Here is an 18,965-nt window from a genome sequence, read left to right as displayed (position 1 = left end):
TTAGCAGAGAAATCGATAAAATGCGTTTTAACTTGCATTTCCCCCTGCGATATGGAACAGGCAAGATGCCCGTTCCACAAAAGCCTGTTCCACAAGATTTTCAGTTGAGTGTGGGGAGTAGGGGTTGGGCATCTTGGCCGCCCCTGAAAAGCTTGTGGCAAATTCTGCAACTTTTCAGCTTCCATAAATTATGGTCGATAAGTTCGATCGGCCTCATCTCCCTAACACTCTTAATCAGCTTGTTTTTGAGCCTTCACAGCCCTCCCCCAACCGCAGCCCAAAAACCAAGGATACTAGCGTTTACCGCCCTCCAGATGCGGGGCAGCGAGCCCAGAAACAGTTTATTTGCCCTCAATGCTACCAGTTCCGGTCGCCGCGAACTTACACCTAATATAGATGTTAACAGTCCCCTCGTGTGGTCGCCCAACGGCCAGCGACTGGCTTTCGTTGGCGGATACAGCGACATCTATACAGTCAATGCTGACGGTTCTCGACTAACTAAACAGTTTGCTGAGGCTGGTTGCAAAGCAGCTAATTTTGCAATAGGTTGGTTTTCCAACAGCCAGAAACTTGTTTTTGCCCGTTCTTGCGACGGTTTTACCTCTGATGCTCCCGGTAGCCAATCACTTTATACAAGCAACAATTCTGGCATTAAAGGAACTAAATTAGTTCGGGAATTGGAAGTAGGAGGAGAGCCGCCTAAAACAGAAATTTCATCACAATTTTACCTTGCGCCGGACGGTCAGCAGGTAGCATTTGTCAAGGATAAAAATATCTACAAAATGAATGCCGACGGTTCGGGAATGACCCAACTAACTAAAAGTGCCGGCGAATATATATCTGGCAGCAGTCAACTTGTTTGGTCGCCCGATCGCACAAAAATTGCTTTCCTGTTCGGTGCTTATCCGAAACAGCAAATTTACACAATTAATGCCGATGGAACAAACCTCAAAAATTTGACTAACAACCCGCAAAATGAGGTTTACAACGTCAAAATCTTTTGGTCGCCCGACAGCAGCAGCATTGCTTACTATTATAATAAACCCGGCGATTCATCAGGCGAACAGCAAGATATCTACCTGCTCGACATTAACCGGGGGACAGCCAAGAACCTCACCCAAAAACCCAGAAAATACGACGAAATTTCGTGGTCGCCCGATGGCAAATTTATTGCTTTCGTCGCCGGAGAGTTCAACAATCAAAAACTCTACACAATCAATGCTGACGGGAACCAGCTAAATCAACTAGCTACCAGGCTAAAACCGTCGGCGATTTCAGAATTAGCTTGGTCTTCTGACAGCAAGCAAATTGCTTTTATATATAATGAAATCCCAGGAGACAAAAGCAACTTGTATGTAATTAATCGCGACGGTTCGGCATTGACTAAATTGACAAATGACAAGGATTTGAATGCTAGCAATCCGGTTTGGCAACCGCAGTAAAGTTAAGAGCCAAAATATGCTGTCGGGGTGGGTTTTAGCACAGATAAACCCAGAAAGGCGGGCTATCTTTGCATCGCCTTGGAGCGAAAGCGGGTTACTTAACAAGAAACAATCCACCAAACTAAACACTCAAAACTATTCTCAAATTGGGGAAGACGCAATAATTTTTTTCTCCTTTAATGGCTGGTGAACTTGCAATTCCTTTGACTCAACTTCCTGGTGCTTTTCATCCTGCACCTGTTTATCAATTTTGGGCAACTTTAAAATCGCCCCCGCTAAAACCCAATAATACACGGACACTGGATCTACATCTAGCGGATAGTATTGAGTATTGATCGTAATAAATCCAACAAACACCCAAAAACTAGCTCCGTAACTCCGCAAACTTTTGTCCTTGACTGATCGGTAAGCTCTAAAAGTTAGAAAAGCTAAGTGTAAAAGCATCATCTGAAAACTAATCATTCCCGGATAACCGAGTTCGTAGATCAACTTAGGTTGGAAAGTTTCAATTAGCTGCGTGGTACCAAATATTCGCGTTGAATTAGTGGCTCGTCCCACACCTCTACCGAGAGGTTTGTCAATGATAAAATTGTTGCTCTGCTCGAACTGATTAAAGAGAAACTGCTGGGGCGGTGCAGCATTCCAGCGACTAACAAAACTCTCCCACCGCTGCTCGACAATTCCCGGGTTAATAGCTGCACCGACAAACAGCAGAATCGCCAGTCCGGCACCGACGGGAATAAATCGTTTTAAATTAACTAATTGACCGGTGAGAACTAGCAGGATTGCTGTAGCAACGGGAACCATAACTAAAGCAGCTCTTTGACCGGAAATAACTGCATTGGCAAATACTAATGCCATGCCAAATAAACCGATAACTCGCCACCAGAATGAAGGATCGCAAAAGGCAGAGGCAAAGGTTAAAAAAGCATTAGAAATTAAAAACCACGCCCACTGCCAAGGCGCGACAAAAGTTCCCGGCAAGCGGACAAACTTGACTTCTGGACTGAACACTAAAGAACCGCCGACAAAACATCTAGCTTCCAGCGTTGCTTTATATAATTCTGCTCCGATCATTCCTCTGGTTCCCGCACACTTTCCACTTTGCAGCAACAGGTACTGAATCAAACCGAGAAGGCAGCAAACGATCGCCAAAACGATGTGCATTCGACTAAAAAACACCAAATCCTTCTTAGTGCGGAGCAGATAATAGGTACAAGCAATCAGCGGTATGTAACCTATCAATACTTTTAAGCCGAGAATTCCTTGCAGAATTGGTTTGTCGCCGCCCCTAGGGTTGAGCTGCATCTCCCCGTTGACAAAAATTAAAGTCAGCATTGCCATCATCAACAGGATGCTGAAGGTAGAAAGCATTTGTTTGGGAATGAACAGGGGCAACTGTTTCTTTTTGCAGCTTTGAATTAGGGCGATGAGAGCTGGTATGTAGAAAGCATCTTTGGCTACTTGAAATGCAGCATTCCCGCCGCCAATTGCGTAGGTAATTGTACCGCTGAAAGGCAGGTAAATTAGAAAAGTCCACAAAGCTTGACGGGGGTATTTGTAGGAAAGCAGCAAGATGGCTGCGGCTGCGCCTCCTGCAATAGCAATCTTAGGGCCGACTACGAACAACAGGGGAATGCTGAGAGCAACGCTGACTAAGCAGCTTATGGCGATCGCCTGCACCACTTCATTGCGCTTTTCTGAAATTTTGCGTTTTTGTGCAGCTACTTCTTTTTTGCTTAGCGCTGTTGTTTTTTCGCTGTGCTTGTGTTTGGATTTCTTGGATTTGCGCTTGGTTTTCAACATATAGCAGAAGCAAGAAGGAAGAAGGAAGAAGGAAGAAGGAAGAGGAAGGGAAGAAGGAAGAAGGAGGGAAGAAGGAGGGAAGAAGAAAGAGGGATTTAGTTGCCTAAGAGAGAAAGAAGAAGCAATCGAGTCCTTATGTTTGTGCTATTAAGAAAGTCCTCCCCGTCAGGGCAGTTCCTATAATTTTTATAAGACACTTATGTATAAGGCGGAAGACACTCTGATATAGAAGGCTGGAGATGTAGAAGGTAGAAGGCAGAAGGAATAGAAGCGAACAGATTTTGGCAGATGTGGTAACTTATTTTTAAAGTCAAGATCGAGAAAAAGTCTCGGTCGAGATTGTCGGTGTGACGCGGGCACAAATTACACTGGCGACCTTGTAGAATATAACGGCTGCATCTATAATGTACAAAAATGTACAAATCTCGAAAAAATAATTTTAATCTAGCGGTGAATATGAAATTAACAAAATTTGTATCGATCGGCATTGCCCTAGTTTTAGGAGCAAGCGGGAGCATATTATCTAGCAGCAGTAGAGCATTAGGGGCAGAAAAAGTAGTCCTCACATTTGGCCCGATCAGACAAGCCATCAATGTCAGCGACTTAGAAGAATTTGCTAAAAACGGCACGACGACGCCAACCCTCCAACAAATTATCCGGTTCTCCAAAATGGACGCGCAAATGCTGCGGGGGTTCATGGGTTTAGAAATTGGTTTAAAGCCTGCTAATCTGGCGAGGGTAGTTTACAGCACCCCAGGAGAAAAAATCACTGACGACATCGGTCAAGCAATTCGGACTCAGCGCCGCACAGAAAGCGGGAAAGCTTTGCGGGCAGCGGTGATCCTGGCATCCGGGGATGACGGTAAGGTATCACTGCTAGAAATCCTGAAAAAGTATCCTCTCAACGAGGTTTACGTAGATGTTGCCAGCCTTCGCACCGCTGTTGGGAAAGTTCAGAGTATAGCCGGAACTCTGCGAAGCCTGCTTCAAGATGTGACGCGATCGACAACTCGCACAACTGAAACAAATCCCACCGAAAGTCCGATCAAACCTCGCCCCAGCGTGCAGCCCACAACTCCGCCTCCAGCGCCGCGCCGCGCCGCCCCCTTGCCAGCCCCCGCACCGCAGCCTGTGACACCGGTCAGAGGGCTTTGGTAAAAAAATCATAAATGTGTGCTAAAGGCGGGTTGAAGGGGCTGTTGTGGCATTCTGCCGACACTTTTGATATCGTTTCCGGTTGCATCAGAATCATAAAATCGAGTCAACAGTCAACAGTCAACAGTCAACAGTCAACAGTCAACCATCATTCCGGTGTAACCGGAAATGATATGAGACCATACCCGCCCCCGCCCCTACCCTTATCCCAACCCCCAAGAGGGTTAGGACTTTTGTGAAAACTCCCAAAGCAATCAATTTTTCTTGAGCAATTTTTTGAGCAACTTAGGAATCTCTGAAGGTCGAGCCGCCACAGGTATGTCGGCGTCTTCAAAGGCAGCCATTTTGTTTGGGGCCGAAACTCCAAAGGCTTTCTGGGCAGCAGCCCTAGAACTGATCAGGATGCCGGCGTGGCCCAAAGACGGCCCCTTGGGAGCGTAGCGGCCGGCTAGATAGGCAACCACGGGTTTGTCGATCGCCGAGGCGATGTAAGAAGCTGCAGCTTGTTCACTCCACCCGCCAACTTCCCCCACCAAAACTATCGCTTCCGTACTGTCGTCTTCGTCCAAAATTTGCAGCCACTGCATAAAAGAAGAACCGACAATCGCGTCGCAACCAATACAAACCGCCATCGACTGTCCCAACCCAGCCTCCGTCAGTTCTAGGGCAACTTCGTAAGTCAAAGTGCTGCTGCGGCTGATCACTCCCACCGGGCCCGGAGTGTAAAATTCCTTGGGGTGAGTTCCCAGCAGCAGTTTATCGGGCACAATAATCCCCGGACTGTTGGGCCCGATTACCAAAGTTTCGGTGGCTTCTGCTTTTCTGACTAAGTGCACCATATCCAGAGGAGGCACTCCCCCAGTGACGATCGCGATTTGCCGAATTCCTCCGGCGATCGCTTCTAGAGCCGCATCCAGCACCGAGTAAGCATCTACCAAAATTACCGCAGTGTCAACGTGACCCACTGCCGCCACTGCTTGTTCTACCAAATCAAAAATCGGAATTCCCTCCACTTCCAGCCCCCCCCGACCGGGACTGACACCGGCGACTACATTCGTGCCGTATGCTTTCATCATCAGGGCGGCGCGGGTGGACGCGGGAGATTCTGTAATGCCTTGTACTAGGACTTTGCTTTCAGGAGTTAAATTCATCTTTCTTCCCACTTGACACTCGATCTTTAAAAAGCAGAAGGCCTTCGTCTGTACAGAAATCTCGTTTTTTGCCGATCGACAGCCCCTACTTGGCGGAGGATACAGAAGCGGCCGCTGCCTCATCCAAAGTGCTAGCTAGCTGCACCGGCAACTGTCCCAAACGCTTTTTAACAGCATCAGCATCGAGCTCTACCAGCCTCAGCACAACCTGGATGTGGCGGTTAGCGCGAGCTTTCCGTTCCAAATAGCCGGCCACTGCAGCGATTATTTCCTCGGTCTTGGAGGCGCTGCCCAAAATATTTACAAGTATCACCTTAACGCTTTTATCCTGAGCGACTAACTCTAGACCCAACTCCACGCGATCGCGCAGGGCATTTGCTGCATAGTAGCGGTCTAGGGAACCAATATTCACAAAATTAGCTGGTTTTCCTCCTTGGTGGGTTACAGCATCTAAAGTTGCCATTGTCAGGCCCACTCCGTTGCACAAAATCGCGATATTCCCGTCTAGTTCGATTAATTGCAGGGATTCGGAATTCGAGATTGAAGATTTAGATTTGGGGTCAAACTCCGGCGACTGCTGAACCTTGGACTGGGAATGGGAGCGATCGCCAGAGGCATGGGGACTTCTTCTTTCCCGTGCCAACCCGCTGCTTTGCTTCTTCCCCGATAGTGCGGCCAAATCTGGATGTCGCCCCAAGGCATCGTCGTTGGCGGTGACTTTACCGTCTAAAGCCATTACCTCTCCCGTCGGACTGATGCCGAGAGGATTGATTTCTACTAGATCTAAATCTTTTTCGACAAACAGCCGATACATTTTTTCGACAATGGTGCTCACCGATTGAATCAAGTCTCCCTGCAATCCCATTTTCAGCGCGAGACGCCTCGCGTAGAATGGGGAAAATTCTTGATCTACGGCAACTTGCTGCATTTGCTCGATCGACCCTTCGACATCCATACCTCCTTGTCTCGATCCCAGAAGCACGGGGCGGCGCGCTACGGGGTCTAGGAGTACCGCTAAGTACAATTCTTGGTCGGCGTTGTACTTTGCTTCTGCCAGCAGGACTTGGGGATATTCCTCCTCGATCGGCAAATTAAAAATTGTTTGAGCGGCTGCTACTGCATCGATCGTATTTTCTACAAACTTGATACCGCCCGCCCTGCCCCGTCCCCCAGCCCGCACTTGCGATTTGAGTACAACGGGGTAAGGAATTTTCAGTCCTTTGAGGTCGGCGGGATTGTCAATCCGCTGCGACGGCAAAATCGGAATTGCCATCTGGCGAAATAAAGATTTAGCTTGGTACTCTAACAAATCCATTATCAATTACGGGTTACGGGTAGTTGGCAACAAGCAATTCGTCCTAATTGGCAATTCATAATTAATAGATAGTAATTGGTTTTTTGTCAAGTTAAAAGTTAAAAATTCTCGCTTTTATCTTTTAATTTTAGACTTTTGTATTGCCGATTACTTATTCGCTATTACCGCTCGCCGATTACCTATTACCTAAGCTGTTTCAAAGTGTTTTTTTCTCGGAATTTCCAAATTTTACTGTCGGCTCTGGCGGGGAGATATTTGGCGAGCGTTGGTGTTTTTTTGTCTCAGAAAATCTTCGGACGTTCGGCGATACTGTGCCGAGATATTTCTGCGAATTGTTTACTTGATGCTATTAACAGCGCCTTGATGGACGGTTTTGACCCATTTGAGCCGCTTGGGCCGTACCGCAATCCGAGCCGTCACAGTCCCTACCAGCAGCCAGTGGAACATATACACAGTACCCCGCAGCGTTTGCAGCAAGGTGAGAAAAACTCTTTTAACGTCAAATTTGGTCTCTTTGCGAGTGCGGCGCAAACCGACAAACATTCCCACCACCGACAAGGTAAGGGTCATAAAAGTTATGGGACTGGCGATCGGCATCCGGCGCAGCGCAATTGACATCACAAAGTCGGGTAGCGCTACTGTGGGTAAGAAATATTGAGATACCCAAAATCCAAATAAATCCCAAGTTTTCCCAGTTCCCATGCGGTTCCGCAAAATTAGCCGCCAGTAGTCAAGATAACGCTGATAGCCACCTTCTGCCCAGCGATTGCGCTGATGCCACAGAGCGCGAGCGTTAGTGACTCCTTCTTCTGACACGGCTGGGAAAGCGAGAAATTCAATGTCCCAGCGGTCTAGGTGCAGCCTCACCGTCAAATCCAGGTCGTCGGTAATCGTCTCCTCGTTCCAGCCTCCGCAGCTTTCCAAGGCGGTGCGACGCATGAATTGGCCGTTACCGCGCAATTCTCCAATGCCGCCGATCGCAATCCGCTGCTGCTGGAAAAAACTGTCGAGAGCCATTTCTGCTTCTTGGCCACGAGTCCAAAAATTTACCGAAGCATTGGCGATGGCTTTTCTGACTTGCACAGCGCCTACCTTTTCTCCATCGAACACTGGCAGCACCCGGCGCAGCAAGTCTGGCGTTACCGTCGCGTCGGCGTCAAATATTCCGACAAATTCCCCGCGAGTCAGCGGTAACACTTGATTCAGTGCTCCCGACTTGCCACCGCTGGCATTTGCTCCTCTGCGAAATACTTTGAGCTGGGGGTACTTTTTGGTTAGCTGTTCCAATACTAGCGGCGTGGCGTCGCTGCTGTGATCGTCGATCGCCCAAACTTCGTAGCGGTCTATCGGATAATCTACATTGCAGATGGATTCTACGAATCTGGCAATCACGGCTTCCTCATTTTTCGCTGCCACCAGCAGCGACACGTAAGGCCAATCCTCTCGACTTTCATCGGCAAGAGGTGGCAGTGCGGGCTTGGGTTCCGCAAACAAAACTCGAAATGCTTGCATCCACAGCAGTCCCGTCAACCCCCATACTACCCACGCACCCCAAGAAATCAAGTGCAGGGCGATCGTGCCGGCCCAAATCGCAGTCAGCACTGCGGCGGCTTTTCCGCGCCTTCCCCGGTACAGATTTTGAGGAAAAGAGGGAGTTCCCGGCACAGACACCGCAACCGGGAGCTCTGCTTTTGTTTCCGCGTCAAACACCCTGTCGCCAATGTCTGGTATAGCAAATACTTTGCTGAGCTTCGAGTTCGAGGTCAAACTCTTGAGCTCTTCTTGAGCTAAATCAGAGATGTCCAAGTTAAGCTCGCTGCGAGCGTCGTTTTCTGGCCAAGAACTCTCCTGCATAGGTTACTTGATTCAACCACCAATAGTTTTTGATTTTAGATATAAGCATCTACTGTATCAGTTTCTGGGCTTTTGTCGAAAGCGGACGGGAGGACAACCAGCGGGTTCGGTGCTTGTACGGCCCTGGTAAACGGGTACTGCATAGAGTATTTAGCTTGACTTTTGCTTGCGATCGACCTGGAATATCTGCTAGTTTTTTCAGGGGATCTAAACTATCTGTTAGTAATAATTGTCTGAGGTGGAAATATGTCTATTCCTCAACTCAAGCCAGCCGATGACAAAGAAGTGAAAGTCTACGCGCCTTTCTGTCAAGAGCCCAGGCGTAAGTTTTTACCGCACGCTATTGGCCTTTACAAGCTCAAAAGCTTGGAGGGGGCAAGAAAAATTGACGGCGGGGAGAGCGTGCCGTTTGTCGCTAGTTGGAATATCTCGTCGCTGCCGATCGATTTAACCCGCTGTCGGGTGTTGTTTGACGGCAATGCTGAACTCAGCTACGAAGTGACTATGCAAAGCTCTGAGTTTGTTAGTTGCTTAATTGAGGTTCTCCTGACTTTTCAGCGAACTCGTACCGTCGATTTTTCTAAAACGTTTTACCGCAAGCTGATGCGAATGGATGAATAACTTTCACCGCAGCCGCACTCCCGAAAGTCCGCAATTGACAATCAAGCAATTTAATCCGGGGCCCCCGGATTGATTCGTGGATCGAGAAAAAAGCTCCTCGCTCCCGATCGCCAGCCCCCGGATTTATCAGTGGGCTTGCTTTCTTCAATCTAAAATCTCAAATCTAAAATCTCAAATCTAAAATCGATTGACGGGCGCTATAACTGACGCACCAATAGTGTAAAGCCACGACGGCAACATTACATGATTTGTGCGCCTGTTTTATTTGAGAAGTGGAAAGAGTAAGTGAGTTGTTGGATCATTCTCAATAATCCCTTTGGGGGTCAGCACTTATCCCCATTCCTAAAGTAAATCTACCGCAGTTTTCAGTTGAGCGTGATACAGATTTCGCTACCTGTATTTCATCCAATTGAAAACTACTGTACTTTGTTGTGGAACAAGCCCAAAAGCCTATTTCGGACATAGGTGCTGTGCGAGTACGCGCGAGCGAAGCTATCGCCGTGAGGCGAATCGCGCCGTCCGATTTCGTTCAAATTTTGCGACTCTGTAGCTGAGAGGAAAGCGCTGTTGATCCGCCCAAGGAAACTCAATCTACAGCCCTTGAACTGCGATCGGGCTAGCATCGCAATCAGCCTTTAGGCTGCCGAAATGCCCGTCCACGCCGCCAGATAATTTATGGGTTGAGAAGCTAGAATCCCGATTCTCAGCAGCTTATTGCTTGCAGTGCCACCGCTCAGTTTGAACGCGGGCGATCGCACTAATAATTAATAACTAATCATACAACCTATCCATTTTTAATTATATGCAAAACTGCTTAGGCAAGCACCGTACTCTCTTCCTATACAATCCTCTATTTAACCACTAAAAAAACTATGTTCAACCCTATAAGTAGGCTTTCAAGGTAAGGCAAACCCTTTTTACCGTGTTATTTTTACTCTATAAGATTCGAGGTTGATATCTCAGCTACGCAATCCCAATGCCTAAAAATATTACAATTAAAATCTGTTGTTAAAGGAATCATGGGCGATAAATAATTATCAAAAACTGCTGGTAAAACAAACAATTTAAAAACTGGTTTGCCAAAATCAAGTAAAAAGAATGGGAAGAAAATGGTTGCGAACAGGTAAATAAAAATTTTTCGCCAAAAAACAATCTGCCCAAAAGCGACAAAATCGAGTATAATAGTATTGCCTAATTGAGTCGCAGTTCAGAAATACTGTAGAAAAAACTAAATTTATTGAAATAGACAGGTGCAAATTGAGGATTGAAGGCGTACCCAAATTGACTAAATATTTGCTGATCGGTTCCACAAAAGCTTACAGTGGCAAGTCTGCCATCGCCCTAGGGATGGCACTCGGACTCCGGGGAAAAGGACTGGCCGTCGCCTACGGCAAACCTCTGGGAACCTGTTTCAGCTCGCCAGGAGCTGGGATAGAGGACGAAGACGTGCGGTTCGCGGTAGAGACGCTGAAGCTCTCAGAAAGTCAGATGCCGTCAACACTGCTGTATTTGGATGAAGAGACGGTTCACAAGCGTTTGCGGGGAGAAGACAAGACAGATTACCGCCAGTCTTTAGCGCAATATTTGCAAGCTCCCAGCGGAGACTTGGCGCTGTTAGAAGGCCCAGCTAATTTGGAGGAAGGCAGTCTGTTTGACTTGTCTTTGGCTCAAATCGCTGAGACAGTTGATGCCTCTGTGTTGTTGGTAGCCCGCCCGATCGATCTGTATGTAGACGATTTGCTGTCGGCTAAACAGCGTTTGGGTTCGCGGTTGCTGGGCGTGGTACTCAATGACGTTCCCTCGGACAAACTCGAATCGGTAACGGCGACTGTGCGGCCTTTTCTGGAGGCTGCGGGTATTCCAGTTTTGGGAATGCTGCCGAGAAGTGCTTTGCTGCGAAGTGTCAGCGTCAAAGAATTGGTGCACCAATTGAAAGCTGATGTGCTGTGCCGTCGAGACCGTTTGGACTTGATGGTGGAAACCTTGACAATTGGCGCGATGAATGTTAGTTCTGCTCTGAAGTATTTCCGCAAAGCGAGAAATATGGCGGTGGTGACAGGGGGCGATCGCACGGACATTCAGCTAGCTGCTCTGGAGAGCTCGACTCAGTGCTTAATTTTGACAGGCCACTTGCCTCCTTCTCCCCTGGTGATTGGCAGGGCAGAAGAAATGGAAATTCCGGTTTTGTCTGTTGATTTGGATACCTTAACCACGGTAGAAATTATCGACAGCACCTTTGGCAGCGTGCGCCTGCACGAACCGATCAAGGTGGAATGCGTTACTCAGCTAATGGCAGAACATTTTGACCTTGATGGCATGATGGCATCCTTGGGCCTGAGCGATCGAGTCCATTAAGAAGAGAGCCGGAGCTGAGGGAAGAAGGTATTCGGCAGAGAGAACTTTTTGTTTAAATAAATAAAAAGGTAAAATTCTTAAATTCTCAATTTTTCTTGAATTCTACCTTGAGCTCCGGCTGCCGAATGTCTTGAGACATTCTGCCTTCAGGCGAACTCAAATCTCCATATCCTCTAGTCTGAGCCCGTCAATCAGCAATTCTTAACTTCTTTTTGGCGGCAATGGCTAGTGAGTCTGCTAAAATCCACAACGTAGTTTTATTTAATTTAATAAATTCTTTGAGTCAATCAATTGAGCTACCCAGAGTAGATGATTTTTTACAAGAACTTGCGGCGATCCAGCAAACCAGCTCCAAGCGGATTGCTCTTTTGGGTTCTCGCCACGTTCCTATTACCCACCAGCAGCTAATTGAGATGCTGAGCTACGCCATAGTTCTGGGAGGCAATCAGCTCATCACTTCTGGCGCTACAGGCACCAATTCAGCCGCAATTCGGGGGGCAATGCGAGCAGATCCTAATCTGCTGACGGTGATTTTGCCACAAAGCATGAGTCGCCAGCCTCGGGAGTCTCGCGACCAACTCGAACAAGTGATACATTTGGTAGAAAATCCCAAAAATGATAGCTTGTCTCTCCCGGAAGCAAGCGCCATGTGCAATCAGGAGATTATTTCTCGCTGTCAGCAACTGATCTGTTTTGCTTTTCACGAAAGCCACACTTTGCTGAAAACTTGCCAGGATGCGGAGGAACAGCGCAAGGTAGTTACTCTGTTCTATTTTGATTGAACTGCGAGGCGGATGATGCTGTTGGGATTACCTGTGTCGGTTATTCTGCTTGATTGTATTGCTGCTGCTGCTGCGCTGGTTTACGCACCGTTTTTGGTGGTTGCGTTCGCCCGCTTGCAGCTAGGCTATGACCAAGCAGCCCCCCGCGCTATGTTTGATAAGTTGCCGGATTACGCTCAGCGAGCAACTTGGGCTCACCAAAATTCGTTTGAGACGTTTATGCTGTTTTCAGCGGCGGCTTTGATGGCTTTTGTGACGGGGGTAGATTCGGAGGCGGCGGGCTGGGCTGCGATCGCTTTTACGATCGCCCGGTTGTTGTTTTCGGTTTTCTATATTCTGAATGTGCCGCTGGGGCGATCGCTCATGTTTGCGATTAGTTCTTCTTGCACTGTTTCTTTATTCTATTTCAGTTTAATGGCTGTTAACGGCTAATTTTCAGTAGTCATTGGTTATTGGTTATTGGTTATTGGTTATTGGTTAGTTGTTAATGCCCAATGCCCTGTTTGGCCAATGCCCAATGCCCAATGTCCTGTTTGCCCTGTTTGGCCTGTTTGCCCCATTACCAATTACTAATTTATGGCTGCTAGTTATTCCTTTGATATTGTCAGCGAGTTCGATCGGCAAGAATTAGTCAATGCTGTTGACCAAACAACGCGAGAAATTCAAAGCCGTTACGATTTGAAAGATACCAAAACCACTGTAGAATTGGGCGCGGAAGCAATTACTGTCAATACCGACAGTGAATTTACTCTCGACGCGATTCACACTGTTTTGCAAACTAAAGCCGCCAAGCGCAATTTGTCTCTGAAAATTTTTGATTATGGGAAAATTGAAGCTGCTAGTGGTACTAGAGTACGCCAAGAAATCAAACTGAAAAAAGGGATTGACCAGGAAATTGCCAAGAAAATCACTAAATTAATTCGAGATGAGTTTAAAAAGATTCAAGGCTCGATTCAAGGAGATGCAGTGCGGGTGTCTGCTAAGGATAAGGATGATTTGCAGTTGGTGATTCAACGCTTGAAGCAAGAAGACTATCCCGTGGCTTTGCAGTTTACCAATTACAGGTAAATTATTGAAAGCTAAGTATTGGATTGCCGGTGGTGCGATCGCATCTTTGAGTGCGATAGAACTTGCCTTGCGCTTGCTCGGATTCGGAAATCCTGCCTTGCTGCAAGCTGATGCTAATGCGGGCTATATATTTGCACCAAATCAACTTGTATATCGCTTTGGCAATAGAGTTGAGTACAATCAATTTTCTCAGCGTTCTGAACAAATCGATTCAGCAAAGCCTGAAGGTACTCTCAGAATTTTGATGATAGGAGATTCTGTTCTCAACGGTAATAATACCACCGATCAGAAAGAAACTATTTCAGAATTGTTTGAAGCGCGTTTGTTGGGCATAAAAAAGCAAGTTGAGGTGCTGAATGCTTCTGCAGGTTCTTGGGGAATTGGCAATCAATTGGGATATATTCGCAAGTTTGGCACTTTTGAAAGCGATGCTGTGATTTTGCAAATTGGTACTCACGATTTGCTACAATATCCAAGCAGCAGCGCGGGGGTGGGAAATGACCCGCTGATGCCGAATCGCAAACCATTATTGGCAATTCAAGAAGTGTTTCAAAGACACGTTATGCCCGAATTGTCAAGTATTTTTGTATCGAATTCTCCGGCGGCGGGAGTGCCGGTGTCGGAATCACAACAGTTTAGGGAAAATATGCAGCGATTTGAGCAAATAGTTGCTGTGGTGCGAGCTAAGAATATTCCGTTGTTTGTGTTGTATACTTGCGATCGAGCGGATTTACTGCCCGTACCGACTCAGCCGAAGTTTAAATCCGAGTTTGTCGATCGGCTAAAAGCTTTAAAAATTCCAGTCATAGACACTCATGCAGCCTGGTCAAAATTGCCGAAAACGAGGGTAGAAAGTTATTTTCGGGATGGCGTACACCCCACAGCCCCAGCTTATGAATCAATAGCAGATTTACTGTTTCAACAGTTGTGTATAGAGAAAAAATTGGTGGCGTGTGGCGGGAAGAAATAAGCTGCTTTATAGCCGAAGGAAGAAGGAAGATGTCGGTCGGAAGAAGGAAGATGTAATTCCTGAGAACTGGCAACTGACAACTGACAACTGATTGGTATTAAATATCTAAACCCGTCACTGTTAAGTCGGGAGGATGTTCGACAACAAACTGGTAATATAACTCTTGCTTTGCTTGCGGCGGCAGAGACATTATCCATTCTAGCAGTCCCATTTCACCTGCTACTATCTTCGGATTAGTGAGAGTCGATCGCACTTTAATTTGTTCATTCCGGCTGACTGGCAATTGCTCTTGTAGTGTCAGGTGTACCTGCACCTGCCGCAGGTTAGTCGCACTCAAACGATAGGCGTAACTCGTGCGCCGCTGATTGCCGATCAGTTTTTTATCTACTTGTCTTTCCACTAATTGTCGCTCTATTTTTAACCCTTCATCTATTCCTAAATTCAGTTTATATTCTTGGCCGGGGGAAACATTTTCTAACTGCACAGTACCGACAAAAGTGTTGTCGCGAAAGATATTTGCTTTACCAGGAAGCAGAGTAGCACCTGTCAGCGGATTGACAACAACTGCTTGCAAATAGGCAAAACTGACTAATCGCGGAACTGCAATATATTCAGGTTGAAAGGGATAATTATCGCTAAAAATAGTCACTTTTTGCCTCGAACTGTCGCTGGGAATCGTGGTATTTCCGCCTATTTGAAATGAGACTGTGCCGCCTTCTCTGGATACTTGAGCTGTTGCTATTTCAGCTTCTATGCGCCGTCCTCCACCGCGGAATGAATTGCCTGCATAACCTTCTTCTAGGATCTCTTCTAGGTCGAAGAAATCATCCTCTGATGAACCCCGGCCAGCGGGTTCCTTTAACTCGAATATCTCAATATACCAAGGCTTTAGTTGTGGTGGGAGACTTCCCAATCCGGGTTTGGCTGTAGATAATGTCAGCGCTACTCCTGTCCAATCTTCGCCTGTATTTTGTTTGACATCGGCTAAGTAATGGAGATTAATTTGGTTGTTGGTGGTATTGACTCGCAAGTCGTAAAGGGGAGTCCAAGATGCTCGCTTTACTACATAGGAAAGTTCGAGATCAAAGTTGCCGGTGCCGCTTGGTTCTATGGCGACAATGATTTTAAAACTTTGCTGGGAATGGGGAGTCCTTACTTGTTGTAACTTCTGCTGTAAAGCTTGTATTTGATTCTCTAATTCGTGCTGTTGTCTTTCATGTTGGGCGATCGCACTTACATATTTTAGGTAATTGGTTCCTAAAAAGTTGAGCAATTCGCCAGTTTCGTTTAAACCTACCTGCTGTTTGGCGATGCTGCTGGAAAAGAAACGGACGCTTTTTTCGCTTAAATCTTCGACAAATTTGAGTTGAATTCTTCGGGCAACTAACTTGTCTTTTATTACCCGTTTTTGGGTTTCTAATTCTTGGATCTGTTGGGTTAATTCGGCGATGCCATCCGCTACAGGTTCTCTGCTAAACACTCTTTCGCTGCGTACTCCCAGCAATCGCACAGCAACTGTACCCGCACCCGTAGCCCTGACTGACTCTGGTTCCAGGGTTGCGGGGAGAGATACGATCGCCAATTCTCGCTCGTTTCCCGTCAAAGCGACTGTACCGCGCCGCGTCACCAAAGCGCGATCAGTGTAAACTATAACTTCACAGATGCGAGTATCCAGTGTTTTGATATTATCCTGATTGAGTAAATACGAATCAGTCATTGCTACTAATGCCTTTACGAAACTCTTTTAGTGCTTCCAATGGCGACGCAAATAAAATGCAACGCTTCAACAAAGATAAGTCTAATTCTGGCAGCAATTCGCTGCTAGCAATCGGCTCATAACCCTGCTCTCGGAAGCGGTAAAGTTGCAGCGTTCCGTCTTCCCAAAACCATACTTCAGGCACACCCATCAGCCGATATTTCTGAAGTTTAATCGGACTGCCGCTAGTAATCACCACCTCAATGCACAAGTCAGGAACATCCTTATCTGTCCCGCAACAATAAGACAAATCTGACTGATATTCGACAACACCTTCAATTATCTGGCTATAACTGCCACTGGGAAAAAACTCAACTTCCTTTACTTCAAAGTAGAGCAAAAGCAATCCTGCAATTATGGATTGAACCGCCTCATGAGGTTTACTAATTCCCACAATTTCTAATACTCCTTCACAGTAAAATAACCGCACTCCCGGGACATCCTCAAAACTAGCTTGAATTGCCTTGAATTGATGCCATGTCAAACCGCGACAAGTGAAACGCTGTTCGACTGCGGGAGAAGTTGTTGGATTGTCTACAGTTTGAACCATGACTGTCCTATTGATGTTCAAAATGGTAGCTTAGGGCGCGGGGAGGGCGGGTTTACGACATCATTAGTTTTAGAGATTGATGATTTGTAAAGCCAGCCCCTACGGTTTAATGTTAGCTCAGTGGCGCGATTCCTGCCAAATCCAAAATTTGAGGAATTAAATCTTCTCGTTTGACGGCCATCATGTGAACTCCTTGACAAATCTGCCGCGCTAGCTTGACTTGTTCAGCAGCAATTTTTATGCCTTCCTGCAAGGGTTCTGGAGCTTTTGCTAAACGATCTATCGTCTCTTGTGGGATGTGAACTCCCGGCACGTATTTTTTAATGAATTCAGCATTTTTAGCTGATTTAAACAAAAATATTCCTGCTAAAACTGGCTTGTTGCAGCCTGCAGCAACGTGGTGCATAAACTTATCCAAAACTTCAAAATCTGTAATTAATTGACTCTGAAAAAACTGTGCTCCAGCCTCTACTTTTTTCTCAAATCGACTTTGCAAACCCGACCAACTGGGGCATTGCGGATCGACGGCAGCACCTACAAATAAATCGGTAAATCCGTCTGTTAAAGGTTTGTCATTCCAGTCTTTGCCACCATTCATTTTTTGAATGACTTGTAACAGTCGTACTGATTCCAAGTCGAATACACTTTTTGCTTTAGGATGGTCGCCCGCTTTGACGGGATCGCCTGTAAGTGCTAATACATTGCGAATGCCTAAAGCGTGGGCTCCCATGAGATCGGCTTGCAGGCCAATTTGATTGCGATCGCGACAAGCAACTTGACAAATTGGCTCAATTCCGTGCTGCACTAAAATCGCCGAAACTGCTAGGGGGCACATTCGCAACACAGCGCGACTCCCGTCGGTGATATTAATGGCGTGAACTCTATTTTTAAGGCGTTCAGCCATTTGAATTGTGTGAGTCATGTCGCCGCCTTTTGGTGGGGCAACTTCGGCGGTAATTATAAATTCTCCGGGGGTGGTGCAGGCTGTGCGAAAACGGTTCATGATTATTTGTCTGTTATTGGTTATTTGTTATTTGACAGTTGACAGTTGACAGTTGACAGTTGTTAGTTGACAGTTGGCAGTTGTTATTCTTAACCAGTAACCAATAACAACTAACAACTAACAACTAAACAGGTAAAGAATAACCGAAAGCTGTCTTAACCTTAGTTAGAGTTTGGTTAGCAATCGCTTCTGCTTGTTCTCTTCCACGACGTAGTACAGACTCTAAATATCCCGGATCGTCCATTATTTCCTTGTATTTATCCTGAATTGGTTTGAGGGCATTAATTGTCGTCTCTGTCAGCAAGGGTTTAAAATCTCCCCAACCCATGTTTTCACACTCTGTGGCTACTTCTTCCTTAGATTTGCCGGAAAGCAGGAGATAAAGTGTCAGCAAATTTCTAGCTTCGGGGCGATCGGGGTCGTCAAAAGTCAAACCCCGCACGGCATCTGTTTTGCAGCGCTTGATTTTTTTGGCGATCGTATCTGGCGAATCCAATAAATTAATTCGACTTTGTTCGGAAGGGTCAGATTTCGACATTTTGCGCGTGCCATCAGTCAAACTCATCACCCTCGCACCGTCAGTCCGAATTAAGGGTTCGGGAAGTTTCAATACTGGCTTTTCGGGTGTGCCGAATTGGTGATTTAATCTGATGACAATATCGCGGGTGAGTTCCAAATGCTGTTTTTGGTCTTCTCCCACTGGCACTTTGTCGGCATCGTAAAGTAAAATGTCTGCTGCCATTAACACCGGATAATTTAGCAAACCGGCGTTGACATTTTCACCTTGTTTAACTGCTTTTTCTTTAAACTGAATCATATCTTCGAGCCAGTTAATCGGCGTAATACAGTTGAGCAGCCATGCTAGTTCTGTGTGCGCCGAGACGTGGGATTGCACGAAAATAGTAGAATATTCTAAATCGATGCCGCAAGCTAAATACAGTGCCGCGATCGTGTAAGTGTCGGAGGCTAGAGTTGCTGGATTGTGCGGTGCGGTAATTGCGTGCAAATCGACTACGCAGAAGTAATTTTCGTACTGACTTTGATTTTCTACCCAGTTGCGAATGGCACCGAGATAATTGCCGAGGTGAAGATTGCCGGTTGGCTGAACTCCAGAAAGAACGCGCTGTTTGCCCATGA

The 18,965-nt window shown here is 46.5% G+C and carries 16 protein-coding genes; 8 read left to right on the top strand and 8 right to left on the bottom strand.

Annotated features, from left to right (window positions below):
- The first annotated feature begins 65 nt into the window (after positions 1-65).
- The gene (locus QUB24_RS08730; protein ID WP_333152494.1) at positions 66-1,442 is read left to right on the top strand and encodes a hypothetical protein; all 1,377 of its coding nucleotides are present in this window, start codon (positions 66-68) and stop codon (positions 1,440-1,442) included.
- A 141-nt stretch (positions 1,443-1,583) separates the two neighbouring features.
- On the opposite strand, the gene hpsL is transcribed toward QUB24_RS08730, so the two are convergent.
- Positions 1,584-3,248: a hormogonium polysaccharide biosynthesis protein HpsL gene (hpsL, locus tag QUB24_RS08725; RefSeq protein WP_333152492.1), complete on the bottom strand. Its 1,665-nt coding sequence runs from the start codon at positions 3,246-3,248 to the stop codon at positions 1,584-1,586.
- A gap of 456 nt (positions 3,249-3,704) precedes the next feature.
- On the opposite strand from hpsL, the gene QUB24_RS08720 reads away from it, so the two are divergent.
- A complete protein-coding gene (locus QUB24_RS08720; RefSeq protein WP_333152490.1) occupies positions 3,705-4,406 on the top strand; it encodes an alpha/beta hydrolase in 702 nt (233 codons plus the stop codon).
- Positions 4,407-4,657: 251 nt separating this feature from the next.
- On the opposite strand, the gene QUB24_RS08715 is transcribed toward QUB24_RS08720, so the two are convergent.
- The 3 genes from QUB24_RS08715 to QUB24_RS08705 all read right to left on the bottom strand — a co-directional run bounded on the left by QUB24_RS08715 (position 4,658) and on the right by QUB24_RS08705 (position 8,723).
- Positions 4,658-5,554 (bottom strand): CoA-binding protein, encoded by an 897-nt coding sequence (locus tag QUB24_RS08715; protein WP_333152487.1) that lies wholly within the window; start codon positions 5,552-5,554, stop codon positions 4,658-4,660.
- An 85-nt stretch (positions 5,555-5,639) separates the two neighbouring features.
- Entirely contained in the window at positions 5,640-6,869 is a 1,230-nt protein-coding gene (locus QUB24_RS08710; protein ID WP_333152485.1) for a succinate--CoA ligase subunit beta, read from the bottom strand.
- Between the two features lie 336 nt (positions 6,870-7,205).
- Positions 7,206-8,723, bottom strand: coding sequence for a glycosyltransferase family 2 protein (locus QUB24_RS08705; protein WP_333152482.1), 1,518 nt, complete (start codon positions 8,721-8,723; stop codon positions 7,206-7,208).
- Positions 8,724-8,969: 246 nt separating this feature from the next.
- On the opposite strand from QUB24_RS08705, the gene ebsA reads away from it, so the two are divergent.
- The 6 genes from ebsA to QUB24_RS08675 all read left to right on the top strand — a co-directional run bounded on the left by ebsA (position 8,970) and on the right by QUB24_RS08675 (position 14,519).
- Positions 8,970-9,344 carry a type IV pilus biogenesis protein EbsA gene (gene ebsA, locus QUB24_RS08700; RefSeq protein WP_006634686.1) on the top strand — a complete coding sequence of 125 codons (375 nt, stop codon included), beginning with the start codon at positions 8,970-8,972 and terminating at the stop codon, positions 9,342-9,344.
- Positions 9,345-10,601: 1,257 nt separating this feature from the next.
- The gene (locus QUB24_RS08695) at positions 10,602-11,699 is read left to right on the top strand and encodes a phosphotransacetylase family protein (RefSeq protein WP_333152480.1); all 1,098 of its coding nucleotides are present in this window, start codon (positions 10,602-10,604) and stop codon (positions 11,697-11,699) included.
- Between the two features lie 278 nt (positions 11,700-11,977).
- Entirely contained in the window at positions 11,978-12,481 is a 504-nt protein-coding gene (locus QUB24_RS08690) for a hypothetical protein (RefSeq protein WP_039887610.1), read from the top strand.
- A gap of 15 nt (positions 12,482-12,496) precedes the next feature.
- Positions 12,497-12,913, top strand: a complete 417-nt coding sequence (locus QUB24_RS08685; protein ID WP_333152622.1) for an MAPEG family protein — start codon at positions 12,497-12,499, stop codon at positions 12,911-12,913.
- A gap of 144 nt (positions 12,914-13,057) precedes the next feature.
- Complete coding sequence (locus QUB24_RS08680; RefSeq protein ID WP_333152478.1) at positions 13,058-13,549, top strand: YajQ family cyclic di-GMP-binding protein; 492 nt, start codon at positions 13,058-13,060, stop codon at positions 13,547-13,549.
- 4 nt (positions 13,550-13,553) lie between these two features.
- Positions 13,554-14,519: an SGNH/GDSL hydrolase family protein gene (locus tag QUB24_RS08675; protein WP_333152477.1), complete on the top strand. Its 966-nt coding sequence runs from the start codon at positions 13,554-13,556 to the stop codon at positions 14,517-14,519.
- A 97-nt stretch (positions 14,520-14,616) separates the two neighbouring features.
- Here the strand turns inward: QUB24_RS08675 and QUB24_RS08670 are convergent, their stop codons facing one another.
- The 4 genes from QUB24_RS08670 to trpS all read right to left on the bottom strand — a co-directional run bounded on the left by QUB24_RS08670 (position 14,617) and on the right by trpS (position 18,963).
- Entirely contained in the window at positions 14,617-16,236 is a 1,620-nt protein-coding gene (locus QUB24_RS08670) for a mucoidy inhibitor MuiA family protein (protein ID WP_333152475.1), read from the bottom strand.
- Complete coding sequence (locus tag QUB24_RS08665) at positions 16,229-16,825, bottom strand: Uma2 family endonuclease (protein ID WP_333152473.1); 597 nt, start codon at positions 16,823-16,825, stop codon at positions 16,229-16,231. Before QUB24_RS08665 ends, QUB24_RS08670 begins: the two co-directional genes overlap by 8 nt.
- Positions 16,826-16,937: 112 nt before the next feature.
- The gene (locus tag QUB24_RS08660) at positions 16,938-17,828 is read right to left on the bottom strand and encodes a methylenetetrahydrofolate reductase (RefSeq protein WP_333152471.1); all 891 of its coding nucleotides are present in this window, start codon (positions 17,826-17,828) and stop codon (positions 16,938-16,940) included.
- Positions 17,829-17,952: 124 nt separating this feature from the next.
- A complete protein-coding gene (gene trpS, locus QUB24_RS08655) occupies positions 17,953-18,963 on the bottom strand; it encodes a tryptophan--tRNA ligase (protein WP_333152469.1) in 1,011 nt (336 codons plus the stop codon).
- Positions 18,964-18,965 lie beyond the last annotated feature (2 nt).

Source organism: Microcoleus sp. B9-D4, from assembly GCF_036705105.1.
In the GTDB taxonomy this organism is placed as follows: Bacteria; Cyanobacteriota; Cyanobacteriia; order Cyanobacteriales; family Microcoleaceae; genus Microcoleus.
The sequence above is the reverse complement of the archived record's forward strand: the minus strand, read 5'-3'. Positions and strand labels throughout refer to the sequence as shown.

Bases quoted from the DNA above. Each gene is read 5' to 3' on its own strand.
- QUB24_RS08685 (WP_333152622.1), top strand. From the start codon at position 12,497: ATGCTGTTGGGATTACCTGTGTCGGTTATTCTGCTTGATTGTATTGCT.
- QUB24_RS08660 (WP_333152471.1), bottom strand. From the start codon at position 17,828: ATGAACCGTTTTCGCACAGCCTGCACCACCCCCGGAGAATTTATAATT.
- QUB24_RS08670 (WP_333152475.1), bottom strand. From the start codon at position 16,236: ATGACTGATTCGTATTTACTCAATCAGGATAATATCAAAACACTGGAT.
- QUB24_RS08665 (WP_333152473.1), bottom strand. From the start codon at position 16,825: ATGGTTCAAACTGTAGACAATCCAACAACTTCTCCCGCAGTCGAACAG.
- trpS (WP_333152469.1), bottom strand. From the start codon at position 18,963: ATGGGCAAACAGCGCGTTCTTTCTGGAGTTCAGCCAACCGGCAATCTT.
- ebsA (WP_006634686.1), top strand. From the start codon at position 8,970: ATGTCTATTCCTCAACTCAAGCCAGCCGATGACAAAGAAGTGAAAGTC.
- QUB24_RS08705 (WP_333152482.1), bottom strand. From the start codon at position 8,723: ATGCAGGAGAGTTCTTGGCCAGAAAACGACGCTCGCAGCGAGCTTAAC.
- QUB24_RS08710 (WP_333152485.1), bottom strand. From the start codon at position 6,869: ATGGATTTGTTAGAGTACCAAGCTAAATCTTTATTTCGCCAGATGGCA.
- QUB24_RS08680 (WP_333152478.1), top strand. From the start codon at position 13,058: ATGGCTGCTAGTTATTCCTTTGATATTGTCAGCGAGTTCGATCGGCAA.
- QUB24_RS08720 (WP_333152490.1), top strand. From the start codon at position 3,705: ATGAAATTAACAAAATTTGTATCGATCGGCATTGCCCTAGTTTTAGGA.
- hpsL (WP_333152492.1), bottom strand. From the start codon at position 3,248: ATGTTGAAAACCAAGCGCAAATCCAAGAAATCCAAACACAAGCACAGC.
- QUB24_RS08715 (WP_333152487.1), bottom strand. From the start codon at position 5,554: ATGAATTTAACTCCTGAAAGCAAAGTCCTAGTACAAGGCATTACAGAA.
- QUB24_RS08730 (WP_333152494.1), top strand. From the start codon at position 66: ATGCCCGTTCCACAAAAGCCTGTTCCACAAGATTTTCAGTTGAGTGTG.